The sequence below is a fragment of the Streptomyces sp. NPDC047017 genome (genome assembly GCF_040644175.1).
In the GTDB taxonomy this organism is placed as follows: domain Bacteria; phylum Actinomycetota; class Actinomycetes; order Streptomycetales; family Streptomycetaceae; genus Streptomyces.
This window is the reverse complement of record NZ_JBEYVW010000015.1, coordinates 146,329-162,910: the sequence shown is the minus strand read 5'-3', so window position 1 is coordinate 162,910 and position 16,582 is coordinate 146,329. Positions and strand designations below refer to the sequence as shown.

Below are 16,582 nucleotides of genomic sequence, written 5' to 3'. Positions count from 1 at the left end.
GTGTCTCCCTCGTCAGTGGCGGCCGGGCCGGCGCGGGTTCTTGGTCTCCGCGCCGTGCGCGAAGGTGCCGGCGTCGTCGGCGCTGCGGTGCGGCTCGCGCTGGGTCTGAAGCCTGCTCAGCACGCGGCGCAGGTCGTCCAGGAGCAGATCGGCCAGATCGTGGCTGAAGCCGTTGCGGATCACGATGCGCAGGACCGCCAGGTCGGTGCGGTTCTTCGGGAAGGTGTACGCGGGCACCAGCCAGCCGTGCTCGCGCAGCCCGGCGGAGACGTCGTACACGCTGAACCGGTCGACGCCCGCGCGCACCCGGAAGGCGAACACCGGCAGCTCACCGCCGTCGGTGACCAGCTCGAACGGGCCCAGCTCGGCGATCCGGCCGGCCAGTCGCATGGCGATGTCCCGGCAGGTCTGCTGCACCCGCCGGTAGCCGTCGAACCCCAGCCGCAGGAAGTTGTAGTACTGCGCGACGACCTGGGCGCCGGGCCGGGAGAAGTTCAGCGCGAAGGTCGGCATGTCGCCGCCCAGGTAGTTGACGTGGAAGACGAGGTCGTCGGGGAGGGCGTCCTTGTCCCGCCACAGCGCCCAGCCGACACCGGGCATGACCAGGCCGTACTTGTGCCCGGAGGTGTTGATGGAGGCGACCCGCGGCAGCCGGAAGTCCCACTCCACGTCCGGGTCGAGGAAGGGGGCGATCATGCCGCCGGAGGCCGCGTCGACGTGGACGGGGATGTCCAGTCCGGTGCGGGACTGGAGGTCGTCCAGGGCGGCCGCGACGGCGGCGACCGGTTCGTAGCTGCCGTCGAAGGTGGAGCCGAGCACCGCGACCACCCCGATGGTGTTCTCGTCGCACAGCGCGACGGCCTGCTCGGGGGTCAGGTGGTAGCGGTCCCCCTCCATCGGAACGTAGCGCGGCTCGACCTCGAAGTAGTCGGCGAACTTGTCCCAGCAGATCTGGACGTTGACGCCCATGACCAGATTGGGCCGTTCGGTGGACCTGCCCTCGGCGCGGCGCCGGTGCTGCCAGCGCCGCTTGAGCGCGAGACCGCCGAGCATCGCCGCCTCGCTGGACCCGGTCGTGGAGCAGCCCACCGCGTGCCGGGGGTCCTCGGCGTGCCAGAGCCGGGCCAGCATGTGCACGCACCGCAGTTCGAGTTCCGCGGTCTGCGGGTACTCGTCCTTGTCGATCATGTTCTTCTGGAGGCACTCGTCCATGAGCGCCCTGGCCTGCGGTTCGGTCCAGGTGGAGACGAAGGTCGCCAGGTTCTGCCGGGCGTTGCCGTCGAGCATCAGCTCGTCGTGCACCACCTGATAGGCAGTGTCCGGCTCCATCTCCCCCTCCGGCAGCGCGTAGCGCGGCACCTGGAGGGGTTCGCGGCTGAAGAGCGGGTTGACCGCCAGGTCCCGGCTCTCACCACGGTGGTCGCGGTCGTTCCACACGGCCATGCGCGCTCCGCCTTCGTTCGTCGTCGCTCTCACCGGCGGTCCTGCGCGGACCTCAGCGTTCCAGGAGGTCGAACAGTTCCTCCCAGCGGCTGGTGACGGCGTCCGGGTCGAACCGCCGTACGCTGCGCAGGGCCTGCTCGCCCATCCTGTCACGCAGCTGCCCGTCGGACATCAAGCGCACGAGGTGCCGGGCGAGTTCGGAGGTGTTGCCGGGCCGGGCCAGCAGCCCGTCCGCCTCGTGGGTGACGATCTCACGCACCCCGGGGGCGCAGTCGAACGCCACGCACGGCACCCCGCCTGCCATCGCCTCCAGCAGGACCAGCGGGAAGCCCTCGCCGCGGGAGGACTGCACGAAGACGGAGGCGGCGCGCAGCGCCCCGGGCACGTCGCCGGTCTGCCCGGCGAAGTCCACCGAGCCGTCCAGGCCCAGTTCGGCGCACTGCCGCCGCAGCCCGGCCTCGGCCTCCCCGCTGCCGTGGATGCGCAGGGTCCAGCCGGGCTGGTGCGGCACGGTCTCGGCCCAGGCGTCCAGGAGCAGGTCGACGCCTTTCTCGTGGGAGAGCCGGCCGACGCTCAGCACCGTCTTCTCGGTGCGCGGGGACGGTGTGCCGAACGCGACCGGCAGCGGGTTGGGCAGGAAGCCGACGTTGTTCAGGCCCTCGCCCACCCAGCGGTCGGCGTCCTCCTGGGTGAGGGCCAGCAGCCGGTCCACGTCCGTGAAGTACTTCTTGACGCGTGCGAACCGGGACGACTTGCGGGCGGTGTCGAAGGACTCGTGGGTCATGCCGATCACGGGGTGGCCGGCGGTGTCCGCGAGCGCCACCCACTCCATCGCCCACACCTGCGGGACGATGATCACCGCGCCGGGCCCGGCGGCCCGGAACAGGGCGGTGAGCCGGGCGGCGGCGCCGCGCATCCGCCGCTCGTGGCGGCGCGCGGCCGGGCCGGCCGCCCCCAGCAGGCGGCGCGGGCGGGGGCGGCCTGGCGGCCGCTGGGCGTAGAGCGTCACCGTGCGGAACGGGGGCCGTTCGCCCAGGTCCATGGGGTGGTTGGCGGGGGCGATGCCGACGACGGTGACCCGGTGGCCGCGCCCGGCCAGCAGTCCGGCCAGCTGGGCCTGCCAGCGGCCCACGCCGCCCAGTTCGTCGACCTCGTTGGCCACGAAGATGATGTCGCGCTGGGTCATCGGGCCTCTCCCACGGGTCCGAAGAAACGGTCCACGATCTGCGCCGCGGCGTCCCCGCGGTCGTACTCGCCGTACTTCTCCACGAATTCCTTGAGCCGTGCCTCGTACGCGGTGTGCACGGCGGTCAGGTCGCCGAGCGCGGCGAACAGCTCCTCCTGGGTCCGCGGGACCGGCCCGGGCGCCTCGGCGAGCAGGTCGAAGTAGGTGCCGCGGGTGTCCTCGGCGTACTCCTCCCAGTCGTGGGCGTAGAACACCATCGGGCGCTGGAGCAGCGCGTAGTCGAACATCACGGAGGAGTAGTCCGTGATCAGGGCGTCGGAGAGCAGCATCAGCGGCGTGATGTCCGGCTCGGCGCTGACGTCGACGACGCGGCCGGCCACCGCGGGGGGCAGGGTGAGCCGGTTCAGGTAGTGCGCGCGCACCAGCAGCACGTACGCGTCGCCGTAGCGGTCGGCGAACTCCTCGACGTCGAAGGGGAACGCGAACTCGCGTACGGGTCCGCCCGGGCGGGAGCGGAAGGTGGGCGCGTACAGCAGCACCCGGCGGCCGGGGGCGATGCCCAGGCGTTCGGCGAGCTGCCGGGTGCCGGGGTCCGGGGTGCCGGACTGCCGGGCCCGTACCAGCGCGTCGTTGCGCGGGTAGCCGGTGCGCAGCAGCTTGTGCTCCGGGACGCGGTAGGCGCGGGCGAGGGTGCGCACGTCGTGCTCGCCGCGGACCACGAAGTGGTCGAACCGGTCCAGGGCCTGCTGGTAGGTGAGCTGTTCCTGCTCGGACCGCATCCGCTGGAGGGGTTCGTCGAAGCCCATCTTCTTGAGCGCGGAGCCGTGCCAGGTCTGGATGTACGTCGTCTCCGGGCGCTTGGCCAGGCGCAGCGGGTAGCCCTGGTTGTCGATCCAGTACTCGGCCTGGGCGAGCGCCTTGAGGTACCGCCACGACCAGCGGCGCACCAGCTCGGCGTCCTCGGGGAAGCCGTCGGGGCGCGCGCCGGCGTAGGACCAGATGGGGGTGAGGGGCAGGCCGCGGCGGCGGATCTCCTCGTAGATCGCGCGCGGGCTGTCGCTGTACTGCTTGCCGAGGTGGCTCTCGAAGACGACGGTGCCCTTGCGGACGGGCAGTTTCGTCAGCATGCGGTCGTAGACCTGGAGCTTGCGGGTGCCGGAGTGCAGGTCGCGGCGGACGGCGCGCAGGGTGCGGTAGGCGCCCTTGGCGGTGCGGGCGGGGCGGCCGTGCAGGTTGCGTTCCACGGCGGCGCGGCCGGTGCGGGCGAGCCGGCCGTGCTGGGTGAGCCGGAAGGCGAGGTGGCCCTTGGCGGACACCTGGGCCTGGAGGCGGTCGGCCAGGAGCCGGGTCAGGCGCGGCCGGACCGGAAGGGCGTCGGCGTGCTCCAGGTCGACGGTGCCGACGGTGAGCCGGCTGGTGGTGCGGCTGCCGTCCGCGGTCAGGTGCAGCCGGACGTCCCAGACGTCGTCGATGACGCCGAGCGGGCGCAGCCGCCGGCCGAGCGGGAGCTCGGCCCGCCAGCTGATCGCGTCGCCCTCGTGGACGAGGTCGGCCACCGGGAAGCGGAAGGTCTGCAGGCTGCGGCGCCGGGCGCGGAACTCCAGCTCGGCGGTGAGGCGGGCGTCCGGCGGGACGGTGTGCAGCGGGTTGACGATCTTCCCGGCCAGCTGTACGTCGCCGCCGTGCACCCGGTACTCGGTGAGCCGGTTGCGCAGGTACATCTGGTGCAGCCGCTTGGCGTGGTGGCCGAGGGCGGTGACGTCCAGGACGGAGCGCATCTCGGGGTCGTCGAGGTAGCGGTCGGTCCAGTAGATCCGGCCGTCGCGCTCGGTCAGCGGGGTGGCGATCTTGTCCCGGTTGATCAGGGTGTCGATGGCCGGCATCAGGTCGGTCCAGTCCTCGCGCAGCAGCAGCTGGGCGCAGATGGCGTGGACGCGGTCGAGTTCGGCGTAGGCCGCGTCGGGGAAGTCCCGCACATAGCCGCGGGCCAGTTCGGCGAAGCCGTGGCGGTAGTCGTCGTCGAGGAACGGCAGTTCCCGCAGGTACAGCACGAGGTCGTGCTTGAGGAACTTGATGTCCTTGGCCAGTTTCAGCCCGGCCTCGCCCCGCTGGTCGAGGAGGGCGTCGATACGGCGGTGGATCTCGACCCGGTCGGCGAAGTTGCGGATCTCGCCGCGCCGGTTGCTGATCGACTTGTCGGCGGTCTTCTCGGCGACGTTCCAGAAGTAGACCGTGTTGGGGACGAGGGTGATCCGCCGGGCGGCCAGGTAGGCCTGGGCGGAGAACAGCAGGTCCTCGTAGTGGATGCCCCGAGGGAAGGCGAGGCCGCCGCCGAGGAGGAAGTCGCGCCGGTAGCACTTGTTGGTCGACAGGGTGTCGAAGACGAACAGGTCCGGCAGTTCGGCGACGGAGTCGAGGGTGCGGGTGGCGCGGTACAGCCACGGGTACCACGGGACGCGCTTGCCGTGCCGGCTGTCGGTGAACACCCGTACGCACCGGCCGGAGACGAGGTCGGCGCCGGTGCGGTCGGCGGCCTCGACCATGTTGCGGCAGGCGTTGCGTTCCAGGGTGTCGTCGCTGTCCAGGAACATCACGTACCGGCCGCGGGCGGCCTTGACACCCTGGTTGCGGGGCTCCCCGCAGCCGCCGCTGTTGGCCGGCAGGCGGATCGCGCGGACCGTGCCGGGGTGGGCGGCGGCCAGCGCCCGCGCGACCTCGTGGGAGCCGTCCGTCGAGCAGTCGTCGGCGATGATCACCTCGACGTTGCGCAGGGTCTGCGCGAGGACGGAGCCTACGGCCGTCGCAAGTCGCTCCCGGTCGTTGTAGACGATGACGACGACACTGACGTCCGGTGCGGGCGCGGCGCTCGACACGGCCACCTCTCGTCTCTGTTCCGTGGGGGGTGCGGTGGGTGGGGGCGGGTGCGCGGGGGCGGTCCATGCCCCGCGACGGGCGGGGGAAGCGGCCGTCCCCGCACCCCAAACTACGCCAATGCGACAATACGCAGTCCTGCTGACACGCAGGTCCGGCGGGGCGGAGAGAGGCGCGCCGGGGGCGGGATAGGCGGGCCCGCGCCCCCGGCGGCCGGGTCAGTCCTCGTGGCCGAGCTGGAGGTCCCGCTCGGTGCGGCCGCCGCCGGCGACCTGGAGGACCGTGGCGACCGGCGGGTAGCCGGCCGCGATCACGGTGTACTCGCCGGAGGAGAGGTCGACGAACCGGAAGGTCCCGTCGGCTCCGGTGGTGAGCGTGTCGACGACGTTGCCTGCCGCGTCGAGGAGGGTGACGCGGGCCTCCTCGACGGGGCGGCCGCCGCTGGCCCGGACGGTTCCGCGCAGCACCGCGCCGCCCGCCAGCTCCACGTCCTGGCGGGTCTCCCGGGAGGCCTGCACGCTGACCGGGAGCGCGGCGGGGCGGAAGGCGGGCGCGCTGGCGGCGAGGGTGTACTCGCCGGCGACCAGCTCGGTGATGACGTAGCCGCCCTCGCGGCCGCTGCGGGTGCTGGCGACGACCTCGCCGTGCACATTGGTCAGGGTGACGGCGGCGTCCCGCACGGGGCTGCCGTCCGCGGTGCACACGGTGCCCGCGAGGCGTCCGGCGCCGCCGAGGACGACGTCGAGTTCGACGGGCCGCTCCCCGACGGTGACCGAGACCGCCTGCGGCTGGTGCCCGCCGGCCGCGGCGATCAGGACGTAGGAGCCGGTGCCCGGGGTGGACAGCGCGTACCGGCCGTCCTCGCCGCTCGCGCCCCGCCCGATCTGCTGTCCGCCGACGTCGATCAGGGTGAGCGCGGCGCGGGGCACGACGGTGCCGTCCGCGTGCTGCACCGTGCCGCAGACGGGGACTCCGGCCGGGTAGGGCGCGCGGGCCTGCGGCACGGTGGGGTGCGGCGGCTCGGGGTCGGTCTCGAAGGCGGCCGGGGCGGGGGTGTTGTGGGACACCAGCGGTTTCTCCTTGAGGAAGCAGGCGATGATCAGGCCGAGGACGAGCACCGGCACCAGATAGAGGAAGATCCGCGGCATGGCGTCGGCGTACGCCTGGATGTAGGCGTCGCGCAGGGCCGGCGGCAGGGTGCGCACCACCTGGGGGGTGATCGACTCGGGGTCGGGGAGGGCGGCGCCCGCGCGCGGGGGGAGGCGGTCGCGCAGCGCGTCGGCGAGCCGGTCGGCGAAGAGGGTGCCGAAGATCGCGGCGCCGACGCTGCCGCCGATCTGCCGGAAGTAGTTGTTGGCGCTGGTGGCGGTGCCCAGGTCGGCGGGGCGCACGGAGTTCTGCACGGCGAGCACCAGCACCGGCATCACCAGGCCGATGCCGGCCCCGAGCACGGCCATCCAGGCGCTGTACTCCAGGCGGGAGGTGTCCACCTCCAGGCGGGACAGCAGCCACATGCCGACGGCGGACAGGGCGCTGCCGAGCAGCGGGTAGACCCGGTAGCGGCCGGTGCGGCTGATGAGCTGCCCGGAGACGATCGACGCGCCGACGATGCCGCCCATCATGGGCAGCATCAGCAGCCCGGACCCGGTGGCGGAGGCGCCGTCGACCATCTGCAGGAAGGTCGGCAGATAGCTGGCCGCGCCGAACAGGGCGACGCCGATGACCAGGCCGACCAGGCCGCTGATGGTGAAGACGGAGTCGCGGAACAGCCGGAGCGGGATGAGGGGTTCGGCGGCCAGGCGTTCGGCGACGGCGAAGAGGGCGGTGGCCGCCACGGCGCCCGCGCCCAGGCCCCAGATCACGCGCGAGTTCCAGGCGTACTCGGTGCCGCCCCAGCTGGTCAGCAGCACCAGGCAGGTGGACGCGGCGCCGAGCAGCAGGGTGCCCAGGACGTCGAAGCGGCCCCGGGCCCGCTGCCTGGGCAGTTTCAGCACGACGGTGACGACGGCCAGGGTGACCAGGCCGAAGGGCACGTTGACGTAGAAGCACCAGCGCCAGGAGAGGTGGTCGGTGAAGTAGCCGCCGAGCAGGGGGCCTGCGACGGAGGCGAGGCCGAAGGCGGCGCCGATCAGGCCCATGAACCGGCCGCGCTGCCGGGGCGGGACGATGTCCGCGATGATGGCCTGGACGCCGATCATCAGGCCGCCCGCACCGACGCCCTGCACCGCGCGGAAGGCGATCATCTGGTCCATGGTCTGCGCCCGGCCGGCCAGCGCGGAGCCGACGACGAAGACCAGGATGGCGAACTGGAAGACGCCCTTGCGGCCGATCAGATCGCCGAGCTTGCCGTAGACGGGCAGCCCGACGGTGGCGGTGAGCAGGTAGGCGGTGATCGCCCAGGACATCTTGTCCAGGCCGTGCAGCTCGCCGACGATCTTCGGGAGCGCGGTGGCGACGATCATCTGGTCCAGGGCGGCCAGCAGCAGCGCGAGCATCAGCCCGACGAAGACCAGCCGCACCCGGCGCGGGCTGAGCGGCTCCGGGCCGGCCGGCGGCGCGGCGGCGGCGCTCCGCGCGGGCGCGGCGCGCGGGTCCGGTGGCGCCGCGACCGGTTCGTCCTGCGCCAGAGTGATCCCGCCCACGCCGCCCACGTACCTCTCCCTCGTCGCACTGCCGCGCGGTCGCCGCGCGTAACAGCGACAACTACGGGCGGCGCGGCGGGTTACGGCACAGCGCGGCGTGGCGGGGAGATCACTCGAACCGGTGAAGGGGTCAACATGGGCCCCTCGGCGGCGAGTTGTCCGCTGAGGACTACTTCTCCACCTCGGCGGCGAGCTTGGCCAGCAGGGCGTCGTAGATCCGGCCGAGGCCCTTGGGGGCGAACGTCTTCTCGAAGAAGCCGCCGATGCCGCCGGCGCCCTGCCAGGTGGTGGTGACGACGACCCGGGAACGGCCCTCGCCGGCCGGGGTGACCCGCCAGGTGGTGACCATGGAGGAGTTGCGGTCCTTCTCGACCAGCTCGCCGTCGGTGGGCTCGCTGACCTCCAGCAGGCAGTCGCGGACGCGCTTGCTGGTGGCCTGGAGCTTCCAGTGCACGAGGGTGCCCTCGCCGTCGCCGCCCTCGCGCACCTCGTACTCGCTGAAGTGCTCGGGCAGCAGCCGCTCGCGGGTGCCGCTGTAGTCGGCGAGGGCGTCGAACACCTTCTCCGCGTCCGCCGCGACGACCCGCTCCGTAGTGGCCTCGACCTGCGCCATGGGGTTCCTCCAGGACATCCGTTCTCAGGGTGGGAGCAAAGCCAACCACCCCGTCGCCCGGCGCCCCAAATCGGGGTCCGCACGATCGGGGTCCGCACGATCAAGGGAACAAGTGTTCTATTCTGTGGCCAGTGCTACCGAGGAGGCGTCATGCGCTGGGACAACCTCACCGCGGGCCCGGACGACACCGGGAACGCCGCGACCGCCGGGAGCGCCGCGCACGGCCGGGCCGAGGCCGCGCTGTTCGGCGCGGAGGCGGTCACGACCCGGACCTTCGACACACCGGAGTTCCGCGGGATCACCTTCCACGAGGTCCGGGCCCGTTCGATCGTGAACCGGGTGCCGGGAGCCTCCCGAATGCCGTTCGAATGGACGGTCAACCCCTACCGGGGCTGCACGCACGCGTGCGTGTACTGCTTCGCCCGCAAGTCGCACAGCTACCTGGACCTGGACACGGGCCTCGGCTTCGACAGCCAGATCGTGGTCAAGGTGAACGCGCCCGAGCTGCTGCGCCACCGGCTGGCCTCACCCCGCTGGCAGGGCGAGCACATCGCGATGGGCACCAACGTGGACTGCTACCAGCGCGCCGAGGGCCGCTATGGCCTGATGCCCGGCATCCTCGCCGCGCTGCGCGACCACGCGAACCCGTTCTCCGTCCTCACCAAGGGGACGCTCATCCTGCGCGACCTGGACCTGATCGTCCAGGCCGCCGAGGTCACCGACGTGGGCATCTCCGTCTCGGTCGGCTTCACCGACACCGAGCTGTGGCGCACCGTGGAGCCGGGCACGCCCGCGCCGGAACGCCGCCTGGACGTCGTACGCACGCTCGGGGAGCACGGCATCGGCTGCGGGGTGCTGATGGCGCCGGTCATCCCCTTCCTGAGCGACCATCCCGACCGGCTGCGGGCCACCGTGCGGGCGATCGCGGCGGCCGGGGCCACCTCCGTCACCCCGCTGGCCCTGCATCTGCGCCCCGGCGCCCGGGAGTGGTTCATGGCCTGGCTCGGCCGGCACCACCCGCACCTCGTCGGCCGCTACGAGCGGCTGTACGCCGGGGGCGCCTACGCGCCGAAGTGGTACCAGCGCCACATCACCCGCCAGGTGCACGACCTCGCCCGGGAGTACGGCATCGGCCCCACGCGCGCGGGGGCGGCGCGGCGCGTCCGGACGCCCGAGCCGGCCGCGACGGCGCCGGCCCCGGCGTCCGGACCCGTGCAGCTCTCGCTCCTCTGAGAGCGGCCGGGGTCCGGTGCCGGGGCCGGCGTGCGGTGATGCGGTCCGCGGTCTGCGGTCTGCGATGGGGCGGTCAGCCGTGCGTCGGCGGGTCCGGTGTCAGTTGCTCGGGGATCTCGGCGTCCGGCCAGTTCGGCGGCGGACCCGGGAACAGGAAGTTCTCCCAGGCGTCCAGGGCGAACATCAGGAGCAGGAGTGCCACCGGGACGAGCAGGGCTATCACGATCACGGCGCCTCCTCACGGAGTGGTGATCCGAGCGGTGGGCAGGCGGGAAGCGGGTCGGCGAGCGGTTCTTCTCCAGCGTGCGGCCGATCGAGTTACCGCGCACCTCCAGGCCCCGCCCCGGGTGGGCCGTTCGGGTGACGGCCCCGGGCCGGGCGCGGCGGGCGGGAAACACGGTCCCGGCGGGCGATCGTTCGAGGGCATCGCGCGGCGCAATCGGGTCAAGAACCGCCGGGGGACGTTCCGCGGGGTGCGCATCCCGGGACGATGCGGCGAGGATCGCCCACTTCGCGGTCCGCAGCCTCTCCGTCCTGGGAGGACGCATGAGAAAACGCGCCGCCGCGCTCTGCGGTGCCGCCGTCGTCGTGGCCGGTTCGCTCACCGCCGTCCCCGCCGGCGCGAGCACCTCCCCCACCTCCCCCACCGCGGCCGCCGCCCCGGCGGCTCCCACCGCCCCGGTCGCCTGGAAGGACTGCGGCACCGCCGACCACCCGACGCTCCAGTGCGGGTCCGTGCGGGTGCCGCTCGACCACGAGGACCCCGCCGGGCAGCAGATCACGCTGGCGCTGTCCCGGGTCCCGCACACCGCCAAGACGTTCCAGGGGCCGCTGCTGGTCAACCCCGGCGGGCCCGGTGGCAGCGGGCTCACGCTCGCCGCCTTCGTCGCCTCCGCGCTGCCCGCGCCGGTCGCCGCCCAGTACGACGTCATCGGCTTCGACCCGCGCGGGGTGGGGGCGAGCACCCCGGCCGTCGACTGCGCGCCGGACCACTTCGCGCCCGTGCGCCCGGACTCGGTGCCCGCCACGCCCGCGCTGGAGGAGGCCGGCATCGCGCGCGTGCGGTCGTACGCGGCCGCCTGCGCGAAGAAGTACGCGCCCGTGCTGCCGTTCCTCGACACGGTCAGCGCCGCCACCGACCTGGACACCGTCCGGCGGGCGCTCGGCGCACCGAAGATCAACTACTTCGGTTACTCCTACGGCACCTACCTCGGCGCGGTGTACGCCAAGCTGTTCCCGGAGCGGGTGCGCCGGCTGGTGCTGGACTCGATCGTCGACCCGGGCGGTGTCTGGTACGACGACAACCTCCGCCAGGACCTCGCCTTCGACGACCGCCACCGCGCGTTCATGGCGTGGGTCGCCAGGTACGACACGACGTACCGGCTGGGCACCGACCCGGGCCGCGTGGAAGCGCGGTGGTACACGATGCGGGCCGCGCTCGCCGAGCGGCCCGCGGGCGGCGAGGTCGGCGCCTCCGAGCTGGAGGACACCTTCATCCCCGGCGGCTACTACAACGGCTACTGGCCGCGGCTCGCCCAGGCGTTCGCGGCGTACGTGAACGACAAGGAGACCGGCCCGCTGGTCGCCGCGTACCGGGACCTCGGCGCCGTCGACTCCTCGGGCACCAACGGCTACAGCGTGTACGCCTCGGTGCAGTGCCGGGACGCCGCCTGGCCGCGTGACTGGCGGCGGTGGCACGCGGACACCTGGGCGGTGTACCGCAAGGCGCCGTTCATGGCCTGGAACAACGCCTGGTACAACGCGCCGTGCGCCTTCTGGCCGACCGCCGCCCGCACTCCGGTGTCCCTCGCCAACGACGCGCTGCCGCCGGCCCTGCTGTTCCAGGCCACCGACGACGCCGCCACGCCCTACGAGGGTGGCGTGACGGTGCATCACCTGCTGGCGGGCTCGCGGCTGGTCGTCGAGCAGGGCGGCGGCAACCACGGGATCACCCTGAGCGGGAACGCCTGCCTGGACGACCACCTGTCGGCGTACCTGGGCGACGGGACCGTGCCGCCCGCGGCGGCGGGGGCGGCCGACGCGGTGTGCCGGAAGGCACCGGACCCGGAGCCGCCGGGCACGAAGGCGGCGGCGCCCGCCGCGCGGGCCGGCGCCGCGCGCGGTGCGGCCCTGCACGCGCTGGTCGGCTTCCGGCGCTGAGCAACCGGCAGGCCCCCGGCGCGGGTTCGGGACCGGTTGTCACACCCGTGGTCCACCATGGGGACATGAACGAACCGATCAGGATCACCGCCCCGCAGGGCGTGGCCCCCGCCCCGCAGTACTCCCACGTCGTGATGGGCACCGGCCGCTTCGTCGCGGTCTCCGGGCAGCTCGCCCTGGACGAGGCCGGCGGGCTGGTCGGCGCGGGCGATCCGGCCGCCCAGGCCGCCCAGGTCTTCGAGAACCTGCGGCGCTGCCTGGCGGCCGCCGGGGCGAGCTTCGACGACGTCGTCAAACTCACCTATTTCGTCACCGACATGGGCCATATGCCGGCCATCCGCGCGGCCCGCTCCGCCCACATACCCGACGACCGCCTCCCGGCCGCCTCGGCGGTCCAGGTCGCGGCCCTGGTGCGCCCGGAGTTCCTGATGGAGATCGAGGCGTTCGCGGTGGTCGGCGGCTGAGGGTCAGCGCCGCCCGGGGAGCCGGGCCAGCGCGTGCACCGCGGCCTCGGCCAGGGCCGGGTGGGCCAGGGCCTCGGTGAGGACCGGGCGGGCCCGCGCGTCCCCGAGCGCGCCCAGGCCCTCCACGCAGGCCAGGGCGACGCGGCGGTGAGGGTCGTGCGGGCGCAGCCGGCGCTGGAGTGTGGTGATCAGGGCGGGTACGGACTCGGGGGCGCGCAGGAGGACCAGCAGGCGCACGGGGTGCAGCGCGTAGGCGACGCGCAGTTCGTTGGTGGCGAGCGCGGCCGCCGCGCGGGCCGTGCGGGGGTCGCCGAGGCGGGCCAGGGCGTGGGCGGCGCCGGCGCAGCGCTGCGGGTCGCGGTGGTTGAGGAGCAGGACCAGGGACTCGAAGGCGCGGCGGTCGCCGCCCGTGCCCAGCCGGAACGCCGCCAGTTCCCTGGCCCACAGCGGCTGCGCCGGCGCCGTGAGGACCTCGGCCAGCTCGTCCGGGTCCTCGGTCGCCGCGAGATGCCGGTACGCGGCCGTCCCGCCCGACTCCTGCCGTAAGCGCTCCGTGAGTGATCGCGACTCTTCGTCCACGACAGCAGCGTAGGGGCGTGCCCGCCGGTGCGGGAGCCATCTCGCGCACTCAGGGGCTGGCGCGCTCGTTACTCACGGGTTAAGCTCAGACGAGCGGGTTACCCACTCGCATCGACTCGCAGTGGCCTGGTGACGCAGCCACCGCGAGTGTCGTCGGTCCGGTATCTCTCAGATACCGCTGTTCGACCCGGCCCCGGGACAGGGCCGGCCGGCCTTCCGCCGCAGCACGGGCGTGTGCGCGCCCGCGGCGAACGGTCCCGGGCGTGTGCGCTCGCAGCCCGGCGACACCCGCAATCGCAGCCCTTCCCGCACGCACCCGGTGCGCCGTCGGCGTACCGGGGCGCGTTCCCAGTCGTCACCCCTCATTCCTGGAGTCCCGCGATGGCCGCTCCCCTCTCCGACACCCCTCTGTCCCCGCTCAAGACGGTCGCCGTCGTGGGTCTGGGCACCATGGGCACCGGTATCACCGAAGTCCTGGCCCGGGCCGGCCGCGAGGTCGTCGGCATCGACGTCAGCGAGGCCGCGGCGGCCCGTGCCGTCGGCGCCCTGGAGACCTCCACCGCACGCGCCGTGGCGCGTGGCAAGCTGACCGAGAAGGACCGCGCGGAGGTCCTCGCCCGGGTGCGCACCTCCACCGACCTGGCCGCCGCGGCCGGCGCCGATCTGGTTGTCGAGGTGGCGCCGGAGTCGTACGAGGTCAAGCACCGGATCTTCCGTGAACTCGACGGCATCGTGCGGCCGCAGACCATCCTGGCGACCGGCACCAACGCCCTGTCGGTGACCCGGCTGGCCGCCGACTCGGCCCACCCCGAGCGGGTGCTGGGCCTGCACTTCTTCAACCCGGCGCCGGCCATGAAGCTGGTGGAGGTGGTCTCCTCGGTGCTGACCGCGCCGCAGGCCGTCGCCGCCGTCACCGACCTCGCCCTGGACCTCGGCAAGGAGCCCGTCGCGGTCGGCGACCGGCCCGGGTTCGTCGCCGACGGGCTGCTGTTCGGCTACCTCAACCAGGCCGCCGCGATGTACGAGGCGAAGTACGCCTCCCGCGAGGACATCGACGCCGCGATGCGGTTCGGCTGCGGTCTGCCGATGGGCCCGCTGGCCCTGCTCGACCTGATCGGCGTGGACACGGCACGCACGGTCCTGGAGGCCATGTACGCCGAGTCGCGCGACCGGCTGCACGCCCCCGCGCCCATCCTCAAGCAGCTCAGCGAGGCGGGGCTGACCGGCCGCAAGACGGGGCGCGGTTTCTACAGCTACGAGGCGCCGGGCAGCGGGACGGTGGTGCCGGACGCGCTGACCCCGCCGGAGGGGTACTCCCCCGTCCCCGGGCGGCCCGTGCGGTCGGTGGGGGTCGCCGGTTCGGGCACCATGGCCTCCGGTATCGCGGAGGTGTTCGCCAAGGGCGGGTACGAGGTCGTGCTCGCCGCCCGCAGTCCGGAGAAAGCACAGGCCGCCAAGGCCCGTATCGGCACGTCGCTGGCGCGCTCCGTCGACAAGGGGCGGCTGAGCGCCGAGGTGGCCGCGCAGACCCTGGACCGGATCACGGCGACCGGCAGCTACGACGACTTCGCCGACGTGGACCTCGCCGTGGAGGCGGTCGCCGAGGACCTGGCGGTCAAGCAGCAGCTGTTCGGGACGCTGGACAAGGTCTGCAAGCCGGGCGCGGTGCTGGCCACCACCACCTCCTCGCTGCCCGTGGTCGCCTGCGCCCGCGCCACCTCGCGCCCGCAGGACGTGATCGGCCTGCACTTCTTCAACCCGGCGCCGGCCATGAAGCTGGTCGAGGTGGTGCGCACGGTGCTGACGGCCGACGACGTCCACGCCACCGCGGGCGAGGTGTGCGCGAAGATCCGCAAGCACCCGGTGGACTGCGGCGACCGGGCCGGTTTCATCGTGAACGCGCTGCTGTTCCCCTACCTCAACAACGCGGTCAAGATGGTCCAGGAGCACTACGCCTCGCTCGACGACATCGACGCGGCGATGAAGCTGGGCGGCGGCTATCCGATGGGGCCCTTCGAGCTGCTGGACGTGGTGGGCCTGGACGTCTCGCTGGCCATCGAGAAGGTGCTGCACCGCGAGTTCCGCGACCCGGGCCTGGCGCCCGCGCCCCTGCTGGAGCATCTGGTGGCCGCGGGCTGCCTCGGCCGCAAGACGGGCCGCGGCTTCCGCGAATATGCCCGCCGCTGACGCGCCGGCGCCCGGCGCGGGCCGGCCGGAGGACCGGTTCCGGGACGGGCGGGAGTGGGGCGGCCTGCTGGATCCGGCCGGCCCGCCCCCGCCCGCCGGGGGCGGGCAAAGCCGGGGACCTGCGCACTCGGCCGCGCGGATGCAGTACGTTCAGGTCATGCCCCAGCCCGCCAAGACCTCACGTACCCCCGCCACGGCCGACGCGCCGGAGAGCGCGGCCGGCTCCCGCGCCGCCGCGCAGCGGCTCAAGATGCGCCGGGAGCTGGCGGCCGCCGCGATGGAGCTGTTCGCGACGAAGGGGTACGAGGCGACCACGGTCGACGAGATCGCCGCGGCGGCCGGGGTCGCCCGCCGCACCTTCTTCCGCCACTTCCGCTCCAAGGAAGAGGCGATCTTCCCCGACCACGACGACACCCTGATCCGCGCGGAGGCGGTGCTGAACGCCGCCCCCGCGCACGAGCACCCGCTCGACACGGTGTGCCGGGGCATCAAGGAAGTCATGAAGATGTACGCGGCCCGGCCGGAGATCTCGGTGGCCCGCTACAAGCTGACCCGCGAGGTGCCCACCCTGCGGGAGGCGGAGATCGCCTCGGTGGCCCGCTACGAGCGCCTGTTCACCCGCTATCTGCTGGGCCACTTCGACGAGCGGGCGCACGCCGACGACGCCAACGACGACCCGCTGCTCGCCGAGGTCGCCGCCTCGGCGGTGGTCACGGCCCACAACCACGTGCTGCGGCGCTGGCTGCGGGCGGGCGGCCAGGGAGACGTGGAGACGCAGCTCGACCACGCCTTCGCGATCGTCCGCCGGACCTTCGGCACCGGGATCGGGGCCGGCCGCACGACGGGCGCCGCCGCCCAGCCCGCCGCTCCGGCGGCGGTCTCCCGGCACGGCGAGGTACTGGTCACCGTGGCCCGTACCGATGCCCCGCTGGACGAGGTCATGCGGACCATCGAGGCGGCGCTGAAGGACCGCTGAGCCCCCTCCGGCGCCGGAGGCGCGCCGCGGACGACCACGGTCGGCCCATGGACGGCCACCCTGCGGGGTGGCCGTTTCGGCATGTCAGGGGCCGTTTTCGGGGAGACCGCGGGCGGCGTTCGATCGATCATCGCTCATTTGTTACGTAAAGATTTCGTCTGAGCGAAAGTTGTGGCACTCAGTGCCTTGTCAGCTGACACGCGGTGTCATACGTTGAAGGAGTCCGGG

General features: G+C 73.3%; 12 protein-coding genes. 5 read left to right on the top strand and 7 right to left on the bottom strand.

Translation table 11 applies throughout. The features are described 5' to 3' along the window. Positions 1-12: 12 nt before the first annotated feature. The 5 genes from ABZ858_RS24835 to ABZ858_RS24815 form a co-directional block, all read right to left on the bottom strand. Positions 13-1,443 carry a glutamate decarboxylase gene (locus ABZ858_RS24835; RefSeq protein ID WP_361382568.1) on the bottom strand — a complete coding sequence of 477 codons (1,431 nt, stop codon included), beginning with the start codon at positions 1,441-1,443 and terminating at the stop codon, positions 13-15. Between the two features lie 52 nt (positions 1,444-1,495). After that, on the bottom strand, positions 1,496-2,629 hold the full coding sequence (locus tag ABZ858_RS24830; RefSeq protein WP_361382565.1) for a glycosyltransferase: 1,134 nt from the start codon (positions 2,627-2,629) through the stop codon (positions 1,496-1,498). Continuing rightward, a complete protein-coding gene (locus ABZ858_RS24825; protein ID WP_361382562.1) occupies positions 2,626-5,508 on the bottom strand; it encodes a bifunctional glycosyltransferase family 2 protein/CDP-glycerol:glycerophosphate glycerophosphotransferase in 2,883 nt (960 codons plus the stop codon). The genes ABZ858_RS24830 and ABZ858_RS24825 overlap by 4 nt, the downstream gene beginning before the upstream one ends. Before the next feature lie 210 nt (positions 5,509-5,718). Further along, positions 5,719-8,142 carry an MFS transporter gene (locus ABZ858_RS24820; protein ID WP_361382559.1) on the bottom strand — a complete coding sequence of 808 codons (2,424 nt, stop codon included), beginning with the start codon at positions 8,140-8,142 and terminating at the stop codon, positions 5,719-5,721. Positions 8,143-8,311: 169 nt separating this feature from the next. Further along, positions 8,312-8,755 (bottom strand): SRPBCC family protein, encoded by a 444-nt coding sequence (locus tag ABZ858_RS24815; protein WP_361382556.1) that lies wholly within the window; start codon positions 8,753-8,755, stop codon positions 8,312-8,314. 150 nt (positions 8,756-8,905) lie between these two features. Between ABZ858_RS24815 and ABZ858_RS24810 the strand changes: the two genes are divergently transcribed. After that, the gene (locus ABZ858_RS24810; protein WP_361382554.1) at positions 8,906-9,988 is read left to right on the top strand and encodes an Rv2578c family radical SAM protein; all 1,083 of its coding nucleotides are present in this window, start codon (positions 8,906-8,908) and stop codon (positions 9,986-9,988) included. Positions 9,989-10,061: 73 nt separating this feature from the next. On the opposite strand, the gene ABZ858_RS24805 is transcribed toward ABZ858_RS24810, so the two are convergent. After that, positions 10,062-10,217: a hypothetical protein gene (locus ABZ858_RS24805; protein WP_361382552.1), complete on the bottom strand. Its 156-nt coding sequence runs from the start codon at positions 10,215-10,217 to the stop codon at positions 10,062-10,064. A gap of 317 nt (positions 10,218-10,534) precedes the next feature. On the opposite strand from ABZ858_RS24805, the gene ABZ858_RS24800 reads away from it, so the two are divergent. Then, entirely contained in the window at positions 10,535-12,148 is a 1,614-nt protein-coding gene (locus ABZ858_RS24800) for an alpha/beta hydrolase (protein ID WP_361382549.1), read from the top strand. 65 nt (positions 12,149-12,213) lie between these two features. Beyond that, on the top strand, positions 12,214-12,612 hold the full coding sequence (locus ABZ858_RS24795; RefSeq protein WP_361382546.1) for a RidA family protein: 399 nt from the start codon (positions 12,214-12,216) through the stop codon (positions 12,610-12,612). Positions 12,613-12,615: 3 nt separating this feature from the next. Here ABZ858_RS24795 and ABZ858_RS24790 read toward each other — a convergent pair whose 3' ends face one another. After that, positions 12,616-13,191: an adenylosuccinate lyase gene (locus ABZ858_RS24790; protein ID WP_361382543.1), complete on the bottom strand. Its 576-nt coding sequence runs from the start codon at positions 13,189-13,191 to the stop codon at positions 12,616-12,618. A 381-nt stretch (positions 13,192-13,572) separates the two neighbouring features. On the opposite strand from ABZ858_RS24790, the gene ABZ858_RS24785 reads away from it, so the two are divergent. Both ABZ858_RS24785 and ABZ858_RS24780 read left to right on the top strand, forming a co-directional pair. Continuing rightward, the gene (locus ABZ858_RS24785; protein WP_361382540.1) at positions 13,573-15,378 is read left to right on the top strand and encodes a 3-hydroxybutyryl-CoA dehydrogenase; all 1,806 of its coding nucleotides are present in this window, start codon (positions 13,573-13,575) and stop codon (positions 15,376-15,378) included. A gap of 157 nt (positions 15,379-15,535) precedes the next feature. Next, positions 15,536-16,354 carry a TetR family transcriptional regulator gene (locus tag ABZ858_RS24780; RefSeq protein ID WP_361382537.1) on the top strand — a complete coding sequence of 273 codons (819 nt, stop codon included), beginning with the start codon at positions 15,536-15,538 and terminating at the stop codon, positions 16,352-16,354. The last annotated feature ends 228 nt before the right edge of the window (positions 16,355-16,582 follow it).